This window comes from Streptomyces sp. NPDC050287 (assembly GCF_044459385.1).
Taxonomy (GTDB): domain Bacteria; phylum Actinomycetota; class Actinomycetes; order Streptomycetales; family Streptomycetaceae; genus Streptomyces.
The window spans coordinates 464894-488804 of sequence record NZ_JBITIY010000002.1 but is presented as its reverse complement, the minus strand read 5'-3'; the positions used below and the strand labels follow the sequence as shown (position 1 = coordinate 488804).

Below are 23911 nucleotides of genomic sequence, written 5' to 3'. Positions count from 1 at the left end.
GGCCGCACGGTAGTTACCTGGTGAGATGGCCCGGCCCGAAGGCCTGCGGCAGCATCTGGGACAGGGGCAGGACGCCCGCCGGGGTCTCCAGCAGCAGGTCGGGGCCGCCGAACTCGTACAGCAACTGGCGGCAGCGGCCGCACGGGACGAGGATCTCGCCCCTGCCGTCCACGCACGTGAAGTGCGTGAGACGGCCGCCGCCGGTGTTCTGCAGCTGGGAGACCAGCCCGCACTCGGCGCACAGGCTCAGGCCGTAGGAGGCGTTCTCGACGTTGCAGCCGGTGACCGTACGGCCGTCGTCGACCAGGGCGGCGACCCCGACCGGGTAGCCGGAGTAGGGCGCGTAGGCACGGGACATGGCCTGGCGGGCCAGCTCGCGCAGCGCCTCCCAGTCGACGTCGGCCGGCCCGGTCACTTGCCCTGGCCCTTCCGGTACGGCATGCCGTCGGCCTTGGGCATCCGCAGGGACTGTGCCGACAGGGACAGCACCAGCAGGGTGACGATGTACGGGGTGGCCGTGACGAGCTGGCGCGGAACGTCGTCCGTGGTGGCGTACCAGACGAACATCAGGGCCGCGATGACGACGGTGACGACGGCGGGGACGTACTTCTTCTTCCAGGCGAGGTACGCCGACCCGAACACCAGCAGGATCGCCAGGAGCAGGATCAGCGCATGGACGTTCACCGTGCCGCCGCGCAGGTTGAGGCTGTCGGTGTAGCCGAACAGGCCGGCACCGAGGGCGAGGCCGCCCGGCATCCAGTTGCCGAAGATCATCGCGGCCAGGCCGATGTAACCGCGGCCGGCGGTCTGGCCGTCGAGGTAGACGTTCGAGGCGACGATCGACAGGAAGGCGCCGCCGAGCCCGGCGAAGCCACCGCTGATGATCACGGCGATGTACTTGTACTTGTAGACGTTGACGCCGAGGGACTCCGCCGCCACCGGGTTCTCACCGCAGGAGCGCAGGCGCAGCCCGAAGGCCGTACGCCACAGCACCCACCAGCTGAGCGGGACCAGGGCGACAGCGATGACCGTGAGCGGCGAAAGGTCGGTGACCAGGCCGCCGAGCAGGCCGCCGATGTCCGAGACCAGGAACCAGTGCTTGCTGTTGAGGGTGTCCAGCCAGTCGGTCAGACCGGGGATGCTGAAGGTGCCCAGCGAGTCGATCGGCGGGGACTGCTTGGAGGAGCCCTGCGGCGCGTTCTCGAAGGTGAACTTCGACAGGTAACGGGTGGCGCCGAGGGCCAGGATGTTCAGGGCCACACCGGAGACGATGTGGTTGACGTTGAAGGTCACGGTGGCGATGGCGTGCAGGACGGCGCCGAGGGCACCGCCGATGATGCCGAAGGCCACGCCCGCCCACGGGCCCCACTGGTAGCCGGCCCAGGCGCCGAACCAGGTGCCGAGGATCATCATGCCCTCGAGGCCGATGTTGACGACGCCGGAACGCTCGGCCCACAGGCCGCCGAGGCCGGCGAGGCCGATCGGCACCGCGAGCTCCAGCGCCGTGGACATCTGGCCGGTCGAGGTGATGCCGTCCGCGCCGGTGATCAGGCGGACGATCGAGGTCAGCACCAGCACGCCCGCGATGACGAGCAGGAGTACGGGCAGCGGCACTCGGCGGCTGCGCTTGCCGGGCTGCCGTGCCTGCGGCTTCGCTACGGTCGCGGTGCTCATCGGGCCGCCACCTCCTTCTTGGTGTTCTGAGCGGCGGCGGCCAGTTCGGCGCCGACCCGGCTCTGCTGGCGGCGCAGACCCCACTGCCGTACGAACTCGTACGAGATGACGACCGCGAAGACGATGAGGCCCTGCATGATCGTGGCGATCTCCTTCGGGTACGCCTCCGGGGTCGCGTAGTCGAGGGCGGGCGAGGCCTTGTCGAGGAAGGCCCACAGCAGGGCGGCGAGGGCGATGCCGCCGGGGTTGTTGCGGCCGAGCAGTGCGATGCCGATGGCGGTGAAGCCGAGGCCCGACGGGAAGCTCAGGCTGTAGGTGTGGCTGTCGCCGAGCAGCAGCGGCAGCCCGGACAGACCCGCGATGGCGCCGGAGATCAGCATGGAGATCAGCACCATGCGCTTGGCGTCGACGCCGGAGGCCGCGGCGGCGGTCTCGGAGGCGCCGGTGGCGCGCAGGTCGAAGCCGAAGCGGGTCCGGTTGAGGACGAGCCAGTAGCCGACGCCGAGCAGGACTGCGAGGAAGACCAGGCCGTAGATCTCGCCGACGTCCGCGCCCAGGTTGATGCCAGGGAACCAGCCGGACTTGTGCATGATGCCGGTCGTCGCGTTGTTGCCGACCTGCACGCCCCACACGTTGGTGAGGGTGACGTAGCCGATGACGGCGGTGGCGATGGCGTTCAGCATGATCGTAGCGACGACCTCGCTGACGCCCCGGGTGACCTTCAGGACACCCGCGATGCCGGCCCAGAAGCCGCCCGTGCACATCGCGACCAGGAGCAGCAGCGGGATCTGCAGGAAGCTCGGCAGGGCGACGTTGGCGCCCACCACGGCCGTCATCACCGCGGCGAGGCGGTACTGGCCGTCGACGCCGATGTTGAACAGGTTCATGCGGAAGCCGAGGGCGACCGCGATGGCGGCGATGTAGTACAGCGACGCCTGGTTGATGATCAGTACCTGGATGTCCGAGTACGGCAGCTGCTGCACCATCAGCGCGTACGGCTGGAACGGGTTCTTGCCCGAGGCGAGCAGGACGACCGAGGTCAGCAGGATCGCCAGGACGAGCGCGATGACCGGGCCGGCCACCGCGAGGAGCACCCGCTCCTTGTCGAACTTCTTCATCGGGCCTCGTCCTCCGGACCGGCGTCTGCCTCGTTGTCAGTGGCGGTCTCTACGTGCTCGAGGTGACCGGTCGCGGCACCCGTCATCGCCGAGCCCAGCTCCTCCGGCGTGATGGTGGCAGGGTCGGCGTCCGCGACCAGCCTGCCGTCGTAGATCACGCGCAGGGTGTCCGACAGGCCGATCAGCTCGTCCAGGTCGGCGGAGATCAGCAGCACGGCCAGGCCCTCGCGGCGGGCCTGACGGATGCGGTCCCAGATCTGCGCCTGGGCGCCGACGTCCACACCGCGAGTGGGGTGGGCGGCGATCAGGAACTTCGGGTTGTGGCTCATCTCACGGCCGACGATCAGCTTCTGCTGGTTGCCGCCGGACAGGGAGGCCGCGGTGACGTCGATGCCGGGGGTGCGGACGTCGAACTCCTCGACGATCCGGCGGGTGTCCGCCTGGGCGCCCTTTGGGTCGAGCCAGAAGCCCTTGGCGTTGGGCCTCTCGGTGACGTGGCCGAGGATGCGGTTCTCCCAGAGGGGGGACTCCAGAAGCAGCCCCTGGCGGTGGCGGTCCTCGGGGATGTAGCCGACGCCCTGTTCGCGGCGCCTGCGGGTGGGCCACGGCGTGATGTCCTCGCCGAGGAAGGCGATGGTGCCGGAGTGGGCGCTCCTGGTGCCGATCAGGGCGTCGATGAGCTCGGTCTGGCCGTTGCCTTCGACACCGGCGATGCCCATGACCTCGCCGGCGTGGATGGTGAAGGTGACGTCGTCGAGGACGCGCTTCGCCTCCCCGGCGGGAGCGAATTCGGTGAGCCCTTCGGCGGAGGGCTCGTCCTCGAACCCGAGAGAGCCGCCGCCGGCGAAGACGGTGAGGTTCCGTACCTCGATCACGGCCCGGTCGGTGACGGTCGATTCCGCGGTCTCGGGCGTCGGGAGTTCGCTGCCGACCATCATCTCGGCGAGCTGACGCGGGGTCGTCTCGGACGGGATCGCCGTGCCCACGGTCGTGCCGCGCCGGATGACGGTGATCTCGTCGGCCACGGACAGCACTTCACCCAGCTTGTGCGAGATGAAGATGACGCAGAGGCCCTCGGACTTGAGCTCGCGCAGGTTGGCGAAGAGCGCGTCGACCTCCTGCGGGACGAGCACGGCGGTCGGCTCGTCCAGGATCAGGGTGCGGGCGCCGCGGTAGAGGACCTTGAGGATCTCCACGCGCTGACGGTCGGCGACGCCGAGGTCCTCGACGAGGAGGTCCGGGCGGACGCCGAGGCCGTAGCGGTCGGAGATCTCCTTGATCTTCTTGCGGGCGCCGCCGCCGATGCCGTACAGCTTCTCGCTGCCGAGCACCACGTTCTCCAGCACCGTCAGGTTGTCGGCCAGCATGAAGTGCTGGTGGACCATGCCGATGCCGCGGGCGATGGCGTCGGCCGGGGACGAGAAGCTCACCTGCTCGCCGTCGACGGCGATGGTGCCCTCGTCCGGCTTCTGCATGCCGTAGAGGATCTTCATCAGGGTCGACTTGCCGGCGCCGTTCTCGCCGACCAGGGCGTGCACGGTGCCCTTGCGCACCGTCAGGTGGATGTCGTGGTTGGCGACGACACCGGGGAATCGCTTGGTGATCCCCGCGAGCTCTACCGCGACTGTCGACTGAGCGGTGAGCGGAGGGCTGCTGGACGCGTCGATGGCGCACTCTCCTCGGGAAAGGGGTCGCCCTACGCGCGTAGCGCCCCTGCTTTGAATAGTGCCCGGACCTGATCGTTCCCGTTCAAGTACCTGATCCGTTCCGGGCATTGTGCCGCGTGAACGGGGCGCGGTGAGCCATGCTCCCCGCGCCCGGTTCCGTGGCCGTAACGCTGCCATTACAGCGCCCTTTTGACCATGCCCCCGACAGGCCCACGGCCGAGCGGTCGCGGTTGGGTCAGGAGGTCTTCACCACGATGGTGCCGTTCTTGATGCCCTCTTCGGCCTTCTTGATCGCGGCCTGGATGTCGGCGTTGTTCTTGAAGGCCGGGTTGGACTGGGCGATGCCCACGGCACCCGACTTGAGGTCGCCGCGGATCTCGCCGGAAAGCGGCTTCTTGTCCTTGATGACGGACTTAGAAAGGTCGTAGACCGCGCCGCCGACGTTCTTCAGGGCCGAGGTCAGGATGGCGTCCTTGTACTTCGCCAGCGCGCCCTGCTTGTACTGGTCGGAGTCCACGCCGATGGCCCACACCTTGTGCGCGGCGGCGGACTTCATCACGCCCTGGCCGGAGAGACCGGCGGCGGCGTAGATCACGTCGGCACCCGCCTCGATCTGACCGTTCGCAGCGCTCTCACCCTTGTCCGGGCTGGAGAAACCACCCTCCTGAGGCGTCTGCGTCAGATACTGCGACTCGATCTTGATCTTCGGGTCCACCGACTTGACGCCCTGGACGAAGCCCGCCTGGAACTTGTGGATCAGCGGAATGTCCACACCGCCGACGAAGCCGACATGGTTCTTCTTGGTCGCCTTGGCGGCGGCCACACCGGCCAGGTACGACGACTGCTCCTCGTGGAACACCATGTCGGCGACGTTCTTCGCCTGCACGCTGTTGTCGTCGATGATGCCGAAAGTGATCTTCGGGTACTTGGCCGCGACCGTCTTCACAGCCGGCGCGTACACGAAGCCGACACCGATGATCGGGTTGTAGCCCGACTTCGCGAGCTGCTCCAGCCGCTGCACCTTGTCGGCGTCCGTCTCGTTGTCGCTCGGCTCGACATCCCGGCCGCCGACCTTGAACTCGTCCTCGGCCTTCTGGAAGCCCGCGTACGCGGCATCGTTGAACGACTGGTCGCCCTTGCCACCGATGTCGTACGCGAGCCCTATGCCCTTGCTCTTGCTGCCCTCGGAGGATGAACTGGTCGAACTGCTGCCACAAGCGGACACGGTGACGGCCAGGGCCGCGGTTGCGGCACCTGCGATCGCGATACGGGACACCCGGCGCATGGAACGAGACTCCTTCGTGCAAGCGCCCAAACCAGGCGCTGGTTCCGCCGCAGCGTAACGCGCGTAGACCTATCGGAGAACCCCGCCTTACCAGAGTGTTATCCGACCGTTTCGAACTATCGGTCACCGCCCTGGGGAAGCCTCACAGACCAGGCCCTCCCGGCACGAAGAAGTGCGAGGGAATGATCTTCTGCGGACACCGCCGTGGAGTACCCGTGATCGAGATGCGTATTCCCGCGGGTCCGGGCGGCCTGCGGCGCTTTCCCCATTCCGGGGAGGAGCCTGCAGCGAACAGGCCTGCGGCCGCCACGGCGGGCATCGGCATCATCCATGAGGGAGCCCCGTGCCGTATCGGCACGGGGCTTCTCGTCAGTGGTCGGAGGCCGCCGACAGGCTCACTGCTCCTTGACGGTGACCTTGCCGTCGATGATGTCCTGCTTGGCCTTGTCCACGGCGGCGACGACGTCCTTCATCGCCACGTACTTCGGGTTGGAGTCGGCGAAGCCGACGCCACCGGACTTCAGGTCGCCGCGCACCTCGCCGTTCAGCGGCTTGCCGTTGACGACCGACTTGGCCAGTTCGTACACCGCACCGCCGACGTTCTTCAGGGCGGAGCCGAGGATGGAGTCCTTGTACTTCGCCAGCGCGCTCTGCTTGTACTGGTCGGAGTCCACGCCGATGGCCCACACCTTGTGCGCGGCGGCGGACTTGATCACGCCCTGGCCGGAGAGACCGGCGGCGGCGTAGATCACGTCGGCACCCGCCTCGATCTGACCGTTCGCGGCGCTCTCACCCTTGTCCGGGCTGGAGAAACCACCCTCCTGAGGCGTCTGCGTCAGATACTGCGACTCGATCTTGATCTTCGGGTCCACCGACTTGACGCCCTGGACGAAGCCCGCCTGGAACTTGTGGATCAGCGGAATGTCCACACCGCCGATGAAGCCGACATGGTTCTTCTTGGTCGCCTTGGCGGCGGCCACACCGGCCAGGTACGACGACTGCTCCTCGTGGAACACCATGTCGGCGACGTTCTTCGTCTTCACGCTGTTGTCGTCGATGATGCCGAAAGTGATCTTCGGGTACTTGGCCGCGACCGTCTTCACAGCCGGCGCGTACACGAAGCCGACACCGATGATCGGGTTGTAGCCCGACTTCGCGAGTTGCTCCAGCCGCTGCACCTTGTCGGCGTCCGTCTCGTTGTCGCTCGGCTCGACATCCCGGCCGCCGACCTTGAACTCGTCCTCGGCCTTCTGGAAGCCCGCGTACGCGGCGTCGTTGAACGACTGGTCGCCCTTGCCACCGATGTCGTACGCGAGCCCTATGCCCTTGCCGGAGTACTTGCCGTCCGCGGAGGGACTACCACCCGTGGATTCAGTGCTGGACTTGCCGCACCCGGCGGCCGCGAGGGCGATGACCGCTACGGTCACCGCGGCTTGGGAGAACCTTGTCCTCCGAGAGAAATGACGCACAGCAAGCACCCTTTCGTCCCCACAGCACCTTCGCCGGCCCGCTTCCCCGAGTGCCGCCGCTGGTGGCGATTTCGGCGCACAGTAACGCGCGTAGACGGGCAGGGGAACGGGGTTCCTCGGGGCGTTATCGAACCGTGCCGACATCCGGTTACGTCTGTGCGCCCTCGGTTACGCCCGGGTGACACAAGGGGACGAAGAGGAACAACCGGAACGGCGGAACACCTGGCAGATCGAGACGCCCCTGGTGGACAGAGACGCCTGGCTGATCGAGAAAGCTGGTGGACCGGGAGATCTGCACGGGCACCCCTGATGAGGCTGTCCGGTTCGACTCCGGGCAGCCTCATTCGTTCGGCCTAGCCGCGGGCCGGGTCCCCCGCGTCGGTCATGTCCTCGGTCGCGTCCAGCAGCGCCGCCGCCGTGAACAGCTCCACGCCCACCGTGATCGCCGACTCGTCGGCGTCGAAGTCGCCCTGGTGCAGGTCGCGGACGGTGTGTTCGCCTTGGGGACGGACGCCGAGGCGGGCCATGGCGCCGGGGACGTGCTGGAGGTACCAGGAGAAGTCCTCGCCGCCGAGACTCTGCTCGGTGCCCTCCACGGAGTCGGCGCCGCGGCGGGCCGTCATGGCGTCGCGCAGCAGCTCGGTCACCCCGGGATCGTTGACCACGGGCGGGACTCCGCGCACGTAGTTGATCTCCGACTTTGCCCGGTGCAGGTTGGCGACCTCGTCGATCGCGGCGACCACGATGTCGGGGGCCTGCCGCCAGGCGTCGATGTCCAGGCAGCGCACGGTCCCGGAGAGTTCGGCGTGCTGCGGGATGACGTTCGGGGCGTGACCCGACTCGATCCGGCCCCAGGTCACGGCGAGCCCCGCGCGGGTGTCGACGCGGCGGCCGACCAGGGCGGGCACGTCGGTCACGACCCGGGCGACGGCCGTGACGAGGTCGGTGGTGAGGTGCGGGCGGGCGGTGTGGCCGCCGGGGCCGTCCAGGGCGATCTCCAGCCGGTCGCAGGCGGAGGTGATGGGCCCCTCGCGCAGCCCGACCCGTCCGGCCTCGACCCGGGGGTCGCAGTGCACGGCGATCATCCGTCCGACGCCTTCGAGGACACCGCAGTCGATGGCGTCGGCGGCACCGCCGGGCAGCACCTCCTCGGCGGGCTGGAAGACCAGCCGGACCGGCCGGGGCAGCCGGCCCTGGCGGTGCAGCTCGGCGAGCACGAGGCCGGCGCCCAGTACGACGGTCGTGTGCACATCGTGTCCGCAGGCGTGGGCGCGGTCCGGCACGGTGGAGCGGTACGGGCACTCCGTCTTCGTGTCCGGGATGGGCAGGCCGTCGATGTCGGCGCGGAGGGCGAGCATGGGCCGGCCCTCGTCCCACTCGCCGATGTCACACACGAGCCCGGTCCCGACGGCGAGCACGCGCGGCTTCAGTCCGGCCCTCTCGAGCCGCTCCTTGATCGCCGCGGTCGTGCGGAACTCCTGGTTGCCCAGCTCGGGGTGCATGTGCAGGTCGCGGCGGAAGGCGACGAGCTCGGCACGGAGCGCTTCGGGAAGCACTCCGGGAAGCAACGCTTCCCCGGGAAGACCGGCCTCGGACTCTAGGGACATCAATGGCTTCACCCTCTGAAGGGTAGGACGCCCGACCGGTCAACCGAGCTGGATCACCAAAAGATCAGCCCGTTTGAGGCAGAAAATCTGACCGGCGAACGCATATGTACCGTTCGGGATGGGTACACTCACCGGATTTTCCGGCCGAGTGGATGCAGTACGGCGCCCATCCCTTCCTCCACGGATACCACGCCTTGGCCGGAAGAAGCCGATCTGTTCACCTGTCGGGACCGCGCCTGCGGGCAAGTGGCGCACATCCCGGAATCATCACCGCCAGGCGGCTCTTTCGCGACGCTGCCCGTACCGGCCGCCCGCGGCGGGCACCCTGCCTCCATGACGACCACCCTCGCGACGGGCCCCTGGCAGGCCTGCGGCTGCGGCGAGAATCACATCCCCGTGCTGCTGGCGAAGCTCGGCTTGTTCGGCACGGTGACTGTGGTCGTGGCCGTGCTCGTCGTGATGATCCTGGCGGGCTGGTTGCTGTCTACGACGGTGTGGCTGCTGCGCCGACGCGGTGAACGGGCGCGGGACCCGGCCCCCGGCCCCACGTCCGGCGGCGACCCCCCGCCGGACGGGCTGGGCGGCTTCACCTGGACCTCCGACGACCCCTGACCCGGCCCGCCCGGCCCGGCTTTCTAAAAACCCCGAGTGAGGGAACCCCGGGTGCGGCCGGTGAACTGGCCGCGCAGGTCCCCGGCCGGGGCTAGGGTGCGACAGCGTGAGTGACGAGAACCCGGACTTCGAACCGGACTTCATACAGGCCACCCGAAGCTCGTACGACGCGATCGCCGACGCCTACAGCGCACGCCATCCCGACGGGCTCGGCGGCAGACCGCTGGAGCGTGCCCTGGTCACCGCGTTCGCCGAGCTCGTCCGCGAGACCGGGCCGGCCCCCGTGGCGGACCTCGGGAGCGGCCCGGGGTACGTCACCGCACGGCTGCACGCGCTCGGACTGCCCGTCTTCGGGGTCGACGTCTCCCCCCGGATGGTGGAGCTGGCCCGCCGGGCCCACCCCGAGCTGCGCTTCCACGTGGGCTCGCTCACCGATCTCGACCTGCCCGACGGCACCCTCGGCGGGATCACCGCCCTGTACTCCGTCATCCACGTCCCCGACGAGCACCTGGTGAGCACGTTCGCCGAGTTCCACCGCGTCCTGGTCCCGGGTGGTCACGTCCTGCTGGCCTTCCAGCACGGGGAGGTCGACGAGCGACTGCACCTGACCGAGCGCTTCGACCAGGAGATCTCCCTCGACTACCACTTGCGCACGCCGGAGACCGTGGCCGCCCACCTCACCAAGGCGGACCTGCGTGTCGAGGCCCGGATGCTGCGGGAGCCGTACGAGGACGAGAAGCGGGCGCGAGCGTTCCTGCTGGCGCGCAAGCCGGCCCCGTAGAAACCCTCGGGACCTCGGGGACCTGGGGACCGCCGGGCCCCGGGCCTTGGCGCCGAGGCGACCGCCGACGCCCATGCACCTCGGTCTCCGTCTCGGACCCCGCTGCCGCGGGAGCGGGGTACCGACGAGACACGGCCGCGGGCCGTGGTTCCGGCAAGGAACGGACGCACCTGCCCGTCGGCGAGAGGCCCGCGCTCCGCTCCTCAGACCGCCGTGACCGTCGACAACCGGGTCACGTCCCGTGCCGTCCCGGTGACTCCCGACAGGAAGCCCTGCGCGCGCGGAGAGGCGTTCTCGGTGAGCCATTCGGGGTCGATGTCGCAGACCGCGACCCGTACCTCCGTGCCGGACAGGGCGAGCGGGAGGGTGTGGACGACGGTCGAGGGGAAGCTGAGGATCGTACGGCCGACCGGGCCGCGGCGGGCGATCAGTTCCAGCGGGAGGTCCGGGCGGACGATCTCCAGTCCGCTCTCCACGGCCAGCCGGTGGAGTTTCTCGGTGCTCTCGCGGCGGTGGGCGAAGTAGCGGGTCGCGCCGTGGGCCTTGGCCAGGGCCTGGACGGCTTCCAGGTAGCGGTCGCCGTCGACGACGCCGGTCTCCACCAGGGAGGTGCCGACCATGTCGGCTCCCTTGGTGATGCGGGGCGGGCCGAAGCGGGCGCGGGTCCAGGCGAAGGTGTTCGCGGTGACGGTGACGCCGGCCGGCGGCTCCTCCATCGGCATGGAGGAGAAGATCTCCACCCGGCGTTTCCCGCCGGGTGTCAGCCGCCTGCGGGCCACGGACGACACCGGCGCGAACACCAGGTCCCGGGCGCCGGGGCGGCCGCCCTTGCGGTGCCAGCGCACCAGGCGCTCACCGCTGGCGAGCTGGGCGACGAACTCCATGGTCGCCGTGCCGTCGTCGACGACGACCAGGTCGCGGGCCCGGGTGATGGTCAGCAGCAGTTGTACGTAACGGGAGAAGGGGTCGCCCAGGACGATCCGGTCGGCGCGCCGGAGTACGCCGGTCAGGCCGCCGATGGTGTGGAACGGGGCGAGCGCGCCGCCCCGCGCCTCCTCCCAGCGGACCTCGTGGCCGTCCTCGCGGGCGAGTTCGGACATGCGGCGCAACTGGCCGCGGGTCATGGGGTCGATCGGGGACAGGACGACGAGGGTGAGCCCCGCGCCGGGTGCGTGCGCGTGCTCCCGCGTGAGCGCGTGCTCGTGCGCCCATTCCAGCACGTTCAGGAGCTGTACCGGACTCTCCACGAAGGCGAGAGTGCGGGGGCCGGCGGATCCGGCGCGGGGGCTCATCTACGGACGACCGTCCCGTCGTGAGTGATTCTGTGGGGGGTGTGGGCGAGTGGCGGAGTGGGCGGAGTGGACTCAGACCGAGCCCGGGTCAGGCCGAGACCGGCTGAGACCAAGCCCGGCCCGGACCAAGCCCGGCCCAGACCCAGACCGGCCCAAACCGAGCCCGGGCCCAGACCGATTCCGGCTCAGACCGAGACCGGCTCGCCCGCGGCCGCGGCGATCTCCGCCTCGGCGACGACGCCGGTGACGCGGCGCAGCTTCTTCATCGGGCCGAGCTCGGACTCGTAGACCTTCTTGACGCCGTCACCGAGGGAGGCCTCGATGGTGCGGATGTCGCGGACGAGGCGGGTGAGGCCCTGCGGCTCGACGGAGGCGGCCTGGTCGGAGCCCCACATCGCGCGGTCCAGGGTGATGTGCCGCTCGACGAAGGTCGCGCCGAGGGCGACCGCGGCCAGGGTCGTCTGCAGGCCGGTCTCGTGGCCGGAGTAGCCGATCGGGACGTTCGGGTACTCGGCCTGGAGGGTGTTGATCACCCGCAGGTTGAGCTCCTCGGCCTTCGCCGGGTACGTCGAAGTGGCGTGGCAGAGCAGGATGTTGTCGCTGCCCAGGACCTCGACCGCGTGCCGGATCTGCTTCGGGGTGGACATGCCGGTGGAGAGGATGACCGTACGGCCGGTGGCGCGCAGCTCGCGCAGCAGCTCGTCGTCGGTCAGGGAGGCGGAGGCCACCTTGTGGGCGGGGACGTCGAACTTCTCCAGGAAGGCGACGGCCTCGGTGTCCCACGGGGAGGCGAACCAGTCGATGCCGCGCTTCTTGCAGTGCTCGTCGATCTGGCGGTACTCGTCCTCGCCGAACTCCACGCGGTGGCGGTAGTCGATGTACGTCATCCGGCCCCAGGGGGTGTCCCGCTCGATGTCCCACTGGTCGCGCGGGGTGCAGATCTCGGGGGTGCGCTTCTGGAACTTCACGGCGTCGCAGCCGGCTTCGGCGGCCACGTCGATCAGCTTGAAGGCGTTCTCCAGCTCACCGTTGTGGTTGATGCCGATCTCGCCGGTGATGTAGACCGGCCGGCCGGGGCCGGCGGTCTTCGAACCGAACTGACGCAGACGGGAGTCGGTGCTCATGGCAGGAACATTCCTTACTTGTGGAGGGAGTCGAGAGAAGGGCCGAGGATCCAGCTGGCGATCTCTCGGATCGCGCCGTCGCCACCGGGGACGGTGGTGACCGCGCGTGCGGCGCCGCGCACGACGTCGTGGGCGCTCGCGACCGCCACGGGCCAGCCGACGAGGGCGAAGCACGGGAGGTCGTTGACGTCGTTGCCGACGTAGAGCACGCGCTCAGGCGCGATGCCCTGCTCCTCGCACCACTGCTTCAGCGCGAGGTCTTTGCGGTCGATGCCGTGCAGGACCGGGAGCTTGAGCTTCCGGGCCCGGGCGGCGACGACCGGGTTCTGCTCCGTGGAGAGGATCAGCATGTCCAGGCCGCTGTCGCGCAGCGCGGCGATGCCGAGGCCGTCTCCGCGGTGCACGGAGACGAACTCCTTTCCATCGGCGTCGATCAGCACCCTGTCGTCGGTCTGGGTGCCGTCGAAGTCCAGGACGACCGCGTCGATGTCGTCGGCGGTCGGCAGAGCGCCGGGCCGGTCCGCGTCGAACAGCGGGGCCAGTGCCCTGGCCCGCGCCAGGTCGTGCGGGTCGTCGATCTCCAGCACGCGGGCCGGGTCGGTGCGGACGAGTTCGGTGTGGCCGAAGAAGCGGTGCTGGTGCTTGCGGAAGCCGGCCGCCTCCATCGCGTAGGCGGCGCCGGTCTCCAGGAGGTCCTGGGGGCGGTCCTGGCGGCGGGGGCGGAAGGACTTGTCGTGGTTGACGCCGTAACCGCCGCTCGCCTCATCCGAGTTGACCGCGTCCACGGCGTCGTCGGCGTCGCGCCAGATGAAGCCGTGGAACGGGGCCACGGTGACGGCGGTGTCGGCGCCGTTCTCGACGACCGCGCCGGCCACGCCGTCGATGTCCTCGCGGAGGATGAACGGGCTGGTGCACTGCACGAGCAGCACGGCGTCGACGGCCGCCCCGTGCAGGGCCTCGTGGGCGTCCATGGCGTGCAGGACCGCGGCCTCCGAGGTCGCCAGGTCGCCGGCGATGGCGGCGGGCCGCAGCACGACCTCCGCGCCGGCCTGACGGGCGGCGGCCGCGATGGCCTGGTCGTCGGTGGAGACGACCACGTCCGTCACCAGCCGGGTCGCGCGGCACTCGCGCACCGCCCGCGCCACCAGCGGGACACCGCCGACGGAGGCGAGGTTCTTCGCGGGCACGCCCTTGGAGCCGCCGCGCGCGGGGATCACCGCGAGCACGCGGCGCACCGATGCGCCGTGGCCCGCTGCCGGGTGGGACATGGGGTCTACTCCTTGAAGAGAGGTCACAGCTCCCCCATCCGCCGGATGACGGGGGCGACCCGCTGCACGCCGTGCCGGTAGGCGCCGCGCGCCGCCCGGCGCACGATCTGCCGGACGGGGCCCGGCTCCCGGTCGGCGGCGGGTGCGCCGGGCAGCGGGGTGCCGTCCGGGCCGAGGTGGTGGCGGGCGAGAAGGCCGGGCAGATAGCCGGGTGCGGTCGCGGGGGTGTAGTACGGCGTCAGCGGCGGCAGGCCGCCGGGCCGGTCGAGCAGTTTGGTGATGCGCTCACGGGCCGCGTCGAAGGCGTGGTCGTACGAGCCGTCGGCGACGACGCCCTGCCGGGCCACCCACTCCTCGTCGGGCTCCGGCCGGTGCCCGTCGTCGAGCTGGTCCCAGGAGGCGAGGCATCCGGAGCCGACGAAGTGGTGGTTGCCGAGCGTCTCGCGCACGCCGAGGTCGGTGAGGACGACGGTCGGGACACGGCGGTGCAGGGACTCCAGGGCGGCCGTGGAGCTGATGGTCACCAGCAGGTCGGTCCGGTCGAGGACCTCGCCCATGTTGCCGTACACCATGCGGAAGTTGGCCGGCGGATCGAGCCGCTGCACCAGCTTCTGGTACGGCAGCTCCTCGATGTGGGTGGTGTGTTCGCCCGGCTTGGAGCGCAGCTTGAGCAGCACCTCGCGCTCGGGGTGCAAAGTCGCGTGCCGGACCAGGCGCTCCAGCAGGTAGGTACGGTCCTTGCGGTTGTCCGGTACGGACGGCTGGGCCGCGAAGACCACGGTGTAGGGGTCGTGTTCGCCGGTGTAGGCGTCCCCGCCGAGGAACGGCAGGGCGACCTCGGTCACCGCCGAGGCGTCGGCGCGCACGCCCTCGTACACCGCGCGGAAACGCTCGGCGTCCTGGCGGGAGTTGGCGAGGACGAGGTCGGCGCCGTGCCGCAGCAGCAGGCCGTCGGCGAGCTTCTCGTAGACGACGCCGACGTAGCCGGTGACGACCACGGGGCGCTTCTCCCGGCCCTCCCACACCCGCCCGAGCCCGTGCAGCATCGCCTGCACGCCGCCGCCGACGAGGGCGAGCACGACGATGTCGTACGACTCGTCGGCCATGGCGCGCAGGAACTCGACGGCCGTCACCTCCCGCAGGGAGTCGGCGCGCACCCCCACTTCCTCCAGCTGGCGGGCGGTGGGCGTGGCCCGGCCGCGCAGCAGGAAACCGCTCAGCGCGGGACGGGGTTGCGTGTCCTCGCGCGATGCGGTTTCCATGGACGGACCCGGAGCGATGCGGTTCGCGGTCAGGGCACCCCATTTCCAGCGGGTGTCCGAGTCCGCGAGGACGGCGATTCGCGGGGGCTTCGTTGTACTTGACGGCACGACGACGACGCTAGGAAGCAATTCCTAGGTCCTGCCCAACCGCGACTCAACGAAAAGTTAACAACAGCCCACCGGCAGCCGAACTGGCCCGCCGAAGAGCGGAAAGTACACGCGATGCACCGTTCCGACACATGGAGTTCACCCCCCGTACGTGTACCGGAAAGTTCCGCAGCCGGGCGCCCTCCTAGGGTTTTGCGGGTGCCCAAGCTTTCCGTGATCGTGCCGTTCTACAACGTGCAGCAATACGCCCCGGACACCCTCAGAAGTCTTCACCTGAACGCCAGGCAGGACTTCGAGTTCGTGCTGGTCGACGACAAATCCAAGGACGGGACTCCGGCCATTCTCGAGCGTGCCGCCGAGGATTTGTCCCAGGTCGCCCAGGTGCGCCTCATCCGCCACGAGGAGAACGGGGGGCTCGCCACCGCGCGCAACACCGGCCTGGACGCGGCACAGGGCGAGTACCTGACGTTCCTGGACGGCGACGACTGGCTCGCCCCGGGCTACCTCTCCGAACTGGTCTCGGCCATCGAGGAGCTGGGCTGTGACTTCGTCCGCACCGACCATGTGCAGGCCACCGCCCGCGCCCGGTCCGTGCACCGGGTCCCGGTCGGCCGCCGGGGCGAGGTCCTCGACCCGCGCGCGGCGATACTGCCCGCCGACCGCACGACCTCCGTGGACTACGCCTTCGCGTGGGCCGGCGCCTACCACCGCCGGCTGCTGGACAAGGGCCTGCTGCACTTCACCGACGGGCTGCGCACGGCCGAGGACCGGCCGTGGATCTGGAAGCTGCACCGCGAGGCGGAGTCCTTCGCCGTGGTGAGCCTGCTGGGCCTGTTCTACCGGCGCGGGGTCGCTTCCTCGCTGACCCAGATCGGCGACGCCCGGCAGCTCGACTTCATCCGCGCGTTCGACCAGGTGATCGACGAGACGGCCGGTGACCGGGATGCCGACCGGCTGCTGCCGAAGGCGGTGCGCACCTACTGCGCGATCATCGCCCACCATCTGTCGGACGAGTCCAAGTGGGAACCGGCCGTGGCCAGGCAGCTGCGGTCGATGAGCGCGGCGGCGATCAAGCGCATGCCGCAGGACGCGCTCGCTGACGTACTCGAGACCATGGACATGGACCGCTCCGCCACGCTGCGGCGGCTGCGGCGCCGGGTCATCACAGCGAAGGCGGCCGCCTGATGTCCCGTACCACCCAGATCTTCTGCGCCTCGACGCTGTACGGTGCCGCCACCCTGGCCGCCGCGATCGACTCCGACCTGTTCACGGAGCCGGACCGCAGGGTACTGCTGGTCTTCAACAACTCCACGACGCCGGAGACCACCCCGTCGCTCGACGAGATGCCGGGCTTCGAGCCGCTGCGCGGCCACTTCGACGAGGTGCTGTCCTGGAACGAGGCCATCCGCCCCTTCCACCCGGGCGCCTGGGCCCCGCGCTCCGACGACATCCCCCTCTTCGAGCGCTACCTGCGCCTGCTGTGGAACCTCGGGGACGACCGGGTCGAACTGGCCCTGGAGTCCATCCAGGTCACCCCCGCCCTCACGGTGGCCCAGCTGTTCACCGGCGCTCCCGTCGACGTCTACGCCGACGGCCTGATGAGCTACGGCCCCACCCGCAACAAGATCGACCCGCTGGTCGGCACCCGGGTGCGCCGGCTCCTCCACCTGGACCTGGTGCCGGGCCTGACGCCGATGCTGCTGACCGAGTTCGACGTGCCCTCGCAGGTGCTGCCCACGGACGCCTTCCTGAAGGTGCTGGGCGAACTCACCTCGTCCGTCGAGGAGTTGCCGACCGTGCCAAACGACGCGGCGCTGCTGCTCGGCCAGTACCTGTCCGCGCTGAACATCCTCTCCCCCGACGAGGAGGAGGACCTGCACGTACGGATGATGCGCGGCGCGTTCGAACGCGGGCACCGGTCCGTCGTGTTCAAGCCGCACCCCACCGCACCGGCCCGCTACAGCCGCGCCCTGGAGACCGAGGCGGAGAAACTCGGCGTCGAACTCACCGTCCTGGACACTCCGGTGCTCGCCGAGGTGCTGTTCGAGAGGGCCCGGCCCGCACTGGTCGTCGGCTGCTTCTCCACCGCGTTGTTCACCGCCTCCGCGTTCTACGACCTCCCGGTCGCCCGCATCGGCACCGAGTTGCTCCTTGACCGGCTCACGCCCTACCAGAACAGCAACCGGGTGCCGACGCTGCTGGCCGACGCCCTGCTGGCGGACCTGGAGGACAGGCAGGGCGAGGACCCGATCCCGGCCGGCGAACTGGACGGCCTGCTCACCGCGGTCGGCTTCAGCATGCAGCCGCAGATCTACCCGTCCCTGCGCCCGGCGGCGGAACGGTACCTCTCGAAGCACCTCCGCCAGCGCACCCGCCGCTACTTCAAGCGCAAGCGGCTGACCGCGCTCGGCCTGCCGGGCGGGATCCCGCAGCGGCTGGCGTTCCTGCCCCGCAACTCGACCGCACGCCGGGTCGTCCGCAGAGCGCGGGCGATTCGCAAGGCCGTACAGCGCTGACATCAGGAGCCCAGAACCGATAGAAGCCGTTCCCCTGGTGGTCGACCACCAGGGGAAAAGGCCGTGCTCCCCGGCTTCGGTTACCCCCGTTACCCCGGTTCGCGACGTACTGCCCGCACCAAGGTGAATCCTCGGTGACGCACACGTTAACGGTAATTCTGTCGAACAAAAGCCCTCAGGGTGACGACATAGTATTTCGGTTGACGTTTTCTCCGGTGCCCACGCCGGCCGTATCCGCATCCGTATCGCATTCGGTCAGGAACGTGCACCAAAGAACCCGCGGCGTACTGCGAGGGGTATCAGCGTGACCGAAACGGTCGTGAGCACATCCAAGCCACAGCCCGCCGCGGCTGTGACGATTACGGAACCGAACATTCCGATCCCGGCCGCGCCGAAGCGCCGGGAAGGCCGGCTCCGCGCCCTGGACGGGCTGCGCCTGGTCGCCGCGCTGATGGTGGCGGTCTACCACTACGCCGGGCGCGGCGGCGAGGTCACCCGGGCCTGGGGCTCGTCGCCGAAGGAGCAGTTCCCCACCCTGAGCTCGTTCGCCACCTACGGCTGCCTCGGCGTACAGGTCTTCTTCGTCATCAGCGGGTTCGTCATCTGCATGAGCGGCTGGGGCCGGCCCCTGAAGTCGTTCTTCGCCTCCCGCGCGTCCCGGCTAATGCCGGCCTACTGGGCGGCGGTCATCCTCGTGACGGCGGTGTTCGCGCTGCCGATGGTCGCCTACAAGGCCGTCGCACCGAGCGACGCGCTGGTCAACCTGACACTGCTTCAGCAGCCGTTGGGTGTGGACCGGGTGCTGGGCGTGTGCTGGACCCTGTGGGTGGAGATCCGGTTCTACGCCCTGTTCGCGCTCTGTGTCGTACTGCCCGGGGCGAACCGGCGGCGCGTCATCATGTTCTGCGCGGGCTGGACCCTGGCCGCCGCGATCACCCAAGCCGCGCACCAGCCCCTGCTCGACCTGATCCTGATGCCGGAGTACGCCCCCCTCTTCATCGGCGGTGTCGGTCTCTACCTCGTCCACCGCGACCGGCGGGACGCCTACGCCTGGGGCATCGTGGCGATCAGCTTCCTGATCGGCCAGCACTACGCGGTGGCCGACCTCTGGAACGCGTCGGACCCGAACGCCTTCGCCCACCGCACCACGTTCGGCATCGTCTCCGTCGTCGCCTTCGGCTTCGTGGCGGTGGCGGCCATCGCGCTGGGCTGGCTCAACTGGGCCAACTGGCGCTGGCTGACCGTGGCCGGCGCGCTGACGTACCCGTTCTACCTGGTCCACGAGCACCTCGGCTGGGTGGTGATCCACGAGCTGCACATCGGACTGGGGCTGCCGTCGGCCGCGGTGTTCACCCTGACCGTCGCCTCGATGCTGCTGCTGGCCTGGCTGCTGAATCGGTTCGTCGAGAAGCCGCTGACGCCGAGGCTGCGCGCGGTGCTGTCGAAGACACTCTGAGGCCGGGCTCGCACGGTGCCTCAGGAGGTTCGCGCTCCGTTGACCGTCCGGGCCTCCAACGCGGGCACCAGTCCGTCGAGGACCGGCAGCGCGGCCGCCAGGGTCGCGCGGTCGGCGGGCGGGAGGTCGGCCACGGCGCGGGCCAGGGCGGAGGCGCTGGCACGGTCGTAACGGGCGAGCAGGTCGAGAGCGCGGGCCGACGGGGCCAGGACGACGGCCCGGGCGTCGTCCGGGTCGGCCGTGCGCTCGACCAGGCCGGCCGCCACCAGTGCCTTCACGAGGTTGCTCACGGTGGAGGGCGCGATCCGCAGCCGGGCCGCCACCTCGCGCGGCGCGAGCGGACCGTCGGCGGTCAGCACCCGCAGCAGCTCGATCTGCGCCTCGGGCAGGTCGGGCAGCCCCTCGGTGGTACGGGTCGCCCGGAGCACGGCACGGCGCAACGGGCCGAGCAGCCGCCCGAGTTCGAGAGCCACGTCCTGCGCGTCACGATCGACCGTGGGGGTACTGTCCATGCGCCCATTCTGCCTGGCACCTCGGCCGCCACAGTTTTGCAACAAAACTATTTTGTGGCAAAATAGAAGCATGAGCACAGCGTACGAGACCACGATCGAGAACCCCGTTCCCCCGCAGGACCTCTCCGGCATCGTCGGGCACCGCTTCATCTACACGTACGCCAACGGCTGGCAGTACGAGATGTACGTCAAGAACGCGACCACCATCGACTACCGCATCCACTCCGGCCACGTCGGCGGCCGCTGGGTGAAGGACCAGAAGGTCGACCTGGTCATGCTGACCAAGGGCGTCTACAAGGTCTCCTGGACCGAGCCGACCGGCACCTCGGTGTCCGTGAACGTGATCCCGGCCGAGCGGGTGCTGCACGGCGTGATCTTCTTCCCGGACTGGATCCGCACCGACGGCGAGCGCACCGTCGTCTTCCAGAACGACCACCTCGACGAGATGCGCAAGTACCGCGACGAGGGCCCGACCTACCCGCTCTACGTCGTCCCGGAGTTCGCCCGGATCACGCTCTTCGAGTACGTCGGCGAGAACGACGAGGACGTGGTGTCCGTGGCCCCGGGTGACCTGCCGGAGGGCTGGTCGGACCGGACGAACTGAGCGCGTCGGTTCGGAGCTGGTCAGTCGTCGCCGTCGAGGAGGGTGTCGACGGAGAGTTCCAGGGTGACGCCGACCGACTCGGGGACGGGGACGCTCTGGCCTCGCTTGAATCGCTGAGGGTCGGGGTATTTGCCGTCGGCCGGGTCGGTGTAGAGGAGAACCTCGCCGTGCTTGCGGTCGGCGATGAGGTAGGCGGGGATGCCTGCCTGGGCGTAGCACTCGACCTTGGGGCCGAGGTCGTCGGACCAGTTCGACGATGTCACTTCGACCACCAGACGGAAAACGTTCGGAGCGTAGTAGTTCTTCGTGACGTGGGCGTCCCGGAAGTCCGCGTCGACAATGGCGAAGTCAGGGATCGCGAAGTCCGCGGGCATCGTGGGCAGCCAGAGACCGACACCCTGGACATACTCATGCCCCGCCTCGACGATCCCCGCCCGGTCGAACGCCCTGCCCAGCTTCGTCAACGACAGCGCATGCGAGCCGTCGGGCGGCGGTGTCACAGTAAGCCTCCCCTGGAGAATCTCCACGCGGTGGCCAGGCAGTGCACGGGCAAGCTGGTCGGCAGCCTCGCCCAGGGTCAGCTCCTGCTGCAGTACGGCCATGGCGTCCTCCTTTTCGGGGCCCACTCTGCAACGAGCGTAACCGGGGCCAGGCGGATCCTGCCGATGATCACTCATACGGAGTAACCGCCCAGCTCAGAACGCATCCGACGGCACGTAGGTCCCCCACACCCCGCGGAGGGCGTTGCACACCTCGCCCACCGTCGCCCGGGCCCGAAGCGCGTCCTTCATCGGGTAGAGGACGTTGTCCTCGCCCTCGGCCGCCTTCTTCAGGGCGTCCAGGGCGGAGTCCACCGCCGTCTGGTCGCGCTCGGCGCGCAGCTTGGCGAGGCGTTCGGCCTGCTGGGCCTCGATGGCCGGGTCGACGCGGAGGGGTTCGTACGGCTCCTCCTCGTCGAGCTGGTAGCGGTTGACGCCGACCACGACCCGTTCGCCGGAGTCGGTCTCCTGGGCGATGCGGTACGCGGAGTGCTCGATCTCGCTCTTCTGGAAGCCGTGCTCGATCGCGTTGACCGCGCCGCCGAGGTCCTCCACCTTCGCCATCAGCGCGATGGCCGCCGCCTCGACGTCGTCGGTCATCTTCTCGATGACGTACGAGCCGGCGAACGGGTCGACCGTCGCGGTCACGTCCGTCTCGTAGGCCAGCACCTGCTGCGTACGCAGAGCCAGGCGGGCCGACTTGTCCGTCGGCAGCGCGATGGCCTCGTCGAAGGAGTTGGTGTGCAGGGACTGGGTGCCGCCGAGGACCGCCGCCAGGCCCTGGACCGCGACCCTGACCAGGTTCACCTCCGGCTGCTGGGCCGTCAGCTGCACGCCCGCCGTCTGGGTGTGGAAGCGCAGCATCAGCGACTTGGGGTTCTTCGCACCGAACTCCTCCCGCATCACCTTCGCCCAGATCCGGCGGGCGGCGCGGAACTTGGCGACCTCCTCCAGGATCGTCGTACGGGCGACGAAGAAGAAGGACAGGCGGGGCGCGAAGTCGTCGACGTCCATGCCCGCGGCCACGGCCGTACGGACGTACTCGATGCCGTCGGCGAGCGTGAACGCGATCTCCTGCGCGGGGGAGGCACCCGCCTCCGCCATGTGGTAGCCGGAGATCGAGATCGTGTTCCACTTCGGGATCTCGGCCTTGCAGTACTTGAAGATGTCCGCGATCAGCCGCAGGGATGGCTTGGGCGGGAAGATGTACGTCCCGCGCGCGATGTACTCCTTCAGCACGTCGTTCTGGATCGTGCCGGTGAGCTGGTCGGCGCTGACGCCCTGTTCCTCGGCGACGAGTTGGTACAGGAGCAGCAGCAGCGCGGCCGGGGCGTTGATCGTCATCGACGTGGAGACCTTGTCCAGCGGGATCCCGCCGAACAGCACCCGCATGTCGTCGATCGAGTCGATCGCCACGCCCACCTTGCCGACCTCGCCGCTGGAGATCGGGGCGTCCGAGTCGTGGCCCATCTGGGTCGGCAGGTCGAAGGCGACCGACAGGCCCATCGTGCCGTTGGCGATCAGCTGCTTGTAGCGGGCGTTGGACTCGGTCGCCGTACCGAAACCGGCGTACTGCCGCATCGTCCACGGCCGGCCCGTGTACATCGACGGATACACACCCCGGGTGAAGGGATACTTCCCCGGCTCCCCGAGCTTCTCCGCGGGATCCCAGCCCTCAAGGGCCTCCGGACCGTACACCGGCTCGATGGGCAGCCCGGACTCCGACTCGCGCGCCATGGTGTGATGCCTCCCGCTGAGCAGTTGCTCGCCAGTTACCAGCAGTTTTCAGCTGTCAGCCACTACGTTCCGACCCTTTCGACGGACTGTAGTGGGGTGCGTGCGTCCGGTGGAAGGAGCACGCTGGGACCTTGCTCACAGGGTGAATGCGGTCCCCGTCACAACAATGCCGTGCGGTTCGCGCGCCGTCATTCGCGGGGAACATCTCAGGCAAGGGGATGGACGTGGGGGGACGGGTGGGGGTCGGTGGGCGGGCATGAGGACGGGGACGGGGACGGGGATGGGGATGCTGACGGGGACGGGGATGCGGGGCTTGATCGCCGTCCTGGCGGGCACGGCGGCCCTGGTGACGGTGTGCGGCTGTACCTTCCAGGCCCCGGACGGGGACGGCAAGGCCCGTTCACCGGTCCGCATCGAGGTCAGCCGTACGCCACCGGCCGACGAGAAATCCGGCGGCCCGTCGTCCGCCGACGCTCCCGCCCCGGCTCCTGCCGTCCTGTGGTCCCGGGGCGACAGCGGGCCCGACGTCCGCGAGCTCCAGGCCCGGCTGCGGCAGGTCGACTGGCTGTTCGACGGGCCGACGGGGTCGTACGACGACCTGACCGAGCAGGCGGTCAAGGGGTTCCAGGGCAAGCGGGGGCTGCCGGCGACCGGGCGGACCGACAGCGTCACCTGGCAACGGCTGCTGCGGATGACGCGCGAGCCGGGAAAGTGGGAGCTGTACCTGATGGGCGGCCAGCCGGCCGCCGCGCCTGATCCGCGCTGTCTGACCGGCCGGGTGCTGTGCATCAGCAAGTCGAGCCGCACGCTGCGCTGGATGATCGACGGCCGCACGGCCATGACGCTGCCGGTCCGCTTCGGCTCGCAGTACACGCCTACCCGCGAAGGTGTGTTCAGCGTCTACTGGAAGTCCCGCCACCATGTGTCGACGCTCTACGACTCCCCGATGCCGTACGCCATGTTCTTCAGCGGCGGCCAGGCCGTGCACTACTCGTACGACTTCGCGGCCCGCGGCTACTCCGGCGGCTCGCACGGCTGCGTCAACGTACGGGACGAGGCGGCGATCGCGGGTCTGTTCGCGCAGGTGAGGAACGGCGACACGGTCGTCGTCTACCGGTAGACCGGCAGTGGAGGAAAGTGGGGCGGGGGGGGGGCCCGGGGGCCCGGGCCCCCCCCCCCCCCGGGGGCCCCCCCCCGGGGGGGGGGGGCCCCCCCCCGATTTACTAGGCGCATGTACACTAGGGCGCCAAAATAACGGGTGCCGCCAGGCCGGCAAAGCA

Annotated in this window: 21 protein-coding genes; 7 read left to right on the top strand and 14 right to left on the bottom strand. The window is 69.6% G+C overall.

Annotated elements, in window-relative coordinates; all coding sequences use genetic code 11:
* Positions 1-13: 13 nt before the first annotated feature.
* The 7 genes from ACIBK3_RS07525 to ACIBK3_RS07495 form a co-directional block, all read right to left on the bottom strand.
* A complete protein-coding gene (locus tag ACIBK3_RS07525) occupies positions 14-415 on the bottom strand; it encodes a cytidine deaminase (RefSeq protein ID WP_399362842.1) in 402 nt (133 codons plus the stop codon).
* A complete protein-coding gene (locus tag ACIBK3_RS07520; RefSeq protein ID WP_399362840.1) occupies positions 412-1674 on the bottom strand; it encodes an ABC transporter permease in 1263 nt (420 codons plus the stop codon). Before ACIBK3_RS07520 ends, ACIBK3_RS07525 begins: the two co-directional genes overlap by 4 nt.
* Entirely contained in the window at positions 1671-2792 is a 1122-nt protein-coding gene (locus ACIBK3_RS07515; protein ID WP_399362838.1) for an ABC transporter permease, read from the bottom strand. Before ACIBK3_RS07515 ends, ACIBK3_RS07520 begins: the two co-directional genes overlap by 4 nt.
* Entirely contained in the window at positions 2789-4567 is a 1779-nt protein-coding gene (locus tag ACIBK3_RS07510; protein WP_399362837.1) for an ABC transporter ATP-binding protein, read from the bottom strand. The genes ACIBK3_RS07515 and ACIBK3_RS07510 overlap by 4 nt, the downstream gene beginning before the upstream one ends.
* A gap of 127 nt (positions 4568-4694) precedes the next feature.
* Positions 4695-5744 carry a BMP family protein gene (locus ACIBK3_RS07505; protein ID WP_399362835.1) on the bottom strand — a complete coding sequence of 350 codons (1050 nt, stop codon included), beginning with the start codon at positions 5742-5744 and terminating at the stop codon, positions 4695-4697.
* A gap of 395 nt (positions 5745-6139) precedes the next feature.
* A complete protein-coding gene (locus ACIBK3_RS07500; RefSeq protein ID WP_399362834.1) occupies positions 6140-7171 on the bottom strand; it encodes a BMP family protein in 1032 nt (343 codons plus the stop codon).
* Positions 7172-7566: 395 nt separating this feature from the next.
* On the bottom strand, positions 7567-8820 hold the full coding sequence (locus ACIBK3_RS07495) for a M20 family metallopeptidase (RefSeq protein ID WP_399362832.1): 1254 nt from the start codon (positions 8818-8820) through the stop codon (positions 7567-7569).
* 333 nt (positions 8821-9153) lie between these two features.
* Between ACIBK3_RS07495 and ACIBK3_RS07490 the strand changes: the two genes are divergently transcribed.
* Positions 9154-9432 (top strand): hypothetical protein, encoded by a 279-nt coding sequence (locus ACIBK3_RS07490; protein WP_399362830.1) that lies wholly within the window; start codon positions 9154-9156, stop codon positions 9430-9432.
* Between the two features lie 106 nt (positions 9433-9538).
* Complete coding sequence (locus ACIBK3_RS07485) at positions 9539-10213, top strand: class I SAM-dependent methyltransferase (protein WP_399362828.1); 675 nt, start codon at positions 9539-9541, stop codon at positions 10211-10213.
* Between the two features lie 203 nt (positions 10214-10416).
* On the opposite strand, the gene ACIBK3_RS07480 is transcribed toward ACIBK3_RS07485, so the two are convergent.
* From ACIBK3_RS07480 to ACIBK3_RS07465, 4 genes are all read right to left on the bottom strand, one after another.
* On the bottom strand, positions 10417-11505 hold the full coding sequence (locus tag ACIBK3_RS07480) for a hypothetical protein (RefSeq protein ID WP_399362826.1): 1089 nt from the start codon (positions 11503-11505) through the stop codon (positions 10417-10419).
* A gap of 185 nt (positions 11506-11690) precedes the next feature.
* Positions 11691-12629, bottom strand: coding sequence for an N-acetylneuraminate synthase family protein (locus ACIBK3_RS07475; protein ID WP_399362824.1), 939 nt, complete (start codon positions 12627-12629; stop codon positions 11691-11693).
* A gap of 14 nt (positions 12630-12643) precedes the next feature.
* Positions 12644-13897, bottom strand: a complete 1254-nt coding sequence (locus tag ACIBK3_RS07470; protein WP_399362823.1) for a cytidylyltransferase domain-containing protein — start codon at positions 13895-13897, stop codon at positions 12644-12646.
* Positions 13898-13920: 23 nt separating this feature from the next.
* Positions 13921-15267 (bottom strand): DUF6716 putative glycosyltransferase, encoded by a 1347-nt coding sequence (locus tag ACIBK3_RS07465; RefSeq protein WP_399362821.1) that lies wholly within the window; start codon positions 15265-15267, stop codon positions 13921-13923.
* 198 nt (positions 15268-15465) lie between these two features.
* Between ACIBK3_RS07465 and ACIBK3_RS07460 the strand changes: the two genes are divergently transcribed.
* The 3 genes from ACIBK3_RS07460 (at position 15466) to ACIBK3_RS07450 (ending at position 19239) form a co-directional block, all read left to right on the top strand.
* Positions 15466-16452 carry a glycosyltransferase family 2 protein gene (locus tag ACIBK3_RS07460; protein ID WP_399362819.1) on the top strand — a complete coding sequence of 329 codons (987 nt, stop codon included), beginning with the start codon at positions 15466-15468 and terminating at the stop codon, positions 16450-16452.
* Positions 16452-17783: an alpha-2,8-polysialyltransferase family protein gene (locus ACIBK3_RS07455; RefSeq protein ID WP_399362817.1), complete on the top strand. Its 1332-nt coding sequence runs from the start codon at positions 16452-16454 to the stop codon at positions 17781-17783. Before ACIBK3_RS07460 ends, ACIBK3_RS07455 begins: the two co-directional genes overlap by 1 nt.
* A 319-nt stretch (positions 17784-18102) precedes the next feature.
* Entirely contained in the window at positions 18103-19239 is a 1137-nt protein-coding gene (locus tag ACIBK3_RS07450) for an acyltransferase family protein (RefSeq protein WP_399362815.1), read from the top strand.
* 20 nt (positions 19240-19259) lie between these two features.
* Here ACIBK3_RS07450 and ACIBK3_RS07445 read toward each other — a convergent pair whose 3' ends face one another.
* Positions 19260-19751, bottom strand: coding sequence for a MarR family winged helix-turn-helix transcriptional regulator (locus ACIBK3_RS07445; RefSeq protein WP_399362813.1), 492 nt, complete (start codon positions 19749-19751; stop codon positions 19260-19262).
* A 70-nt stretch (positions 19752-19821) separates the two neighbouring features.
* On the opposite strand from ACIBK3_RS07445, the gene ACIBK3_RS07440 reads away from it, so the two are divergent.
* The gene (locus ACIBK3_RS07440) at positions 19822-20355 is read left to right on the top strand and encodes a phenolic acid decarboxylase (protein ID WP_399362812.1); all 534 of its coding nucleotides are present in this window, start codon (positions 19822-19824) and stop codon (positions 20353-20355) included.
* Between the two features lie 20 nt (positions 20356-20375).
* Here the strand turns inward: ACIBK3_RS07440 and ACIBK3_RS07435 are convergent, their stop codons facing one another.
* The gene (locus tag ACIBK3_RS07435) at positions 20376-20957 is read right to left on the bottom strand and encodes a Uma2 family endonuclease (RefSeq protein ID WP_399362810.1); all 582 of its coding nucleotides are present in this window, start codon (positions 20955-20957) and stop codon (positions 20376-20378) included.
* Between the two features lie 93 nt (positions 20958-21050).
* Positions 21051-22631 carry a methylmalonyl-CoA mutase gene (locus ACIBK3_RS07430; RefSeq protein ID WP_399362808.1) on the bottom strand — a complete coding sequence of 527 codons (1581 nt, stop codon included), beginning with the start codon at positions 22629-22631 and terminating at the stop codon, positions 21051-21053.
* Between the two features lie 280 nt (positions 22632-22911).
* Between ACIBK3_RS07430 and ACIBK3_RS07425 the strand changes: the two genes are divergently transcribed.
* Positions 22912-23751: a L,D-transpeptidase family protein gene (locus tag ACIBK3_RS07425; protein WP_399362806.1), complete on the top strand. Its 840-nt coding sequence runs from the start codon at positions 22912-22914 to the stop codon at positions 23749-23751.
* The last annotated feature ends 160 nt before the right edge of the window (positions 23752-23911 follow it).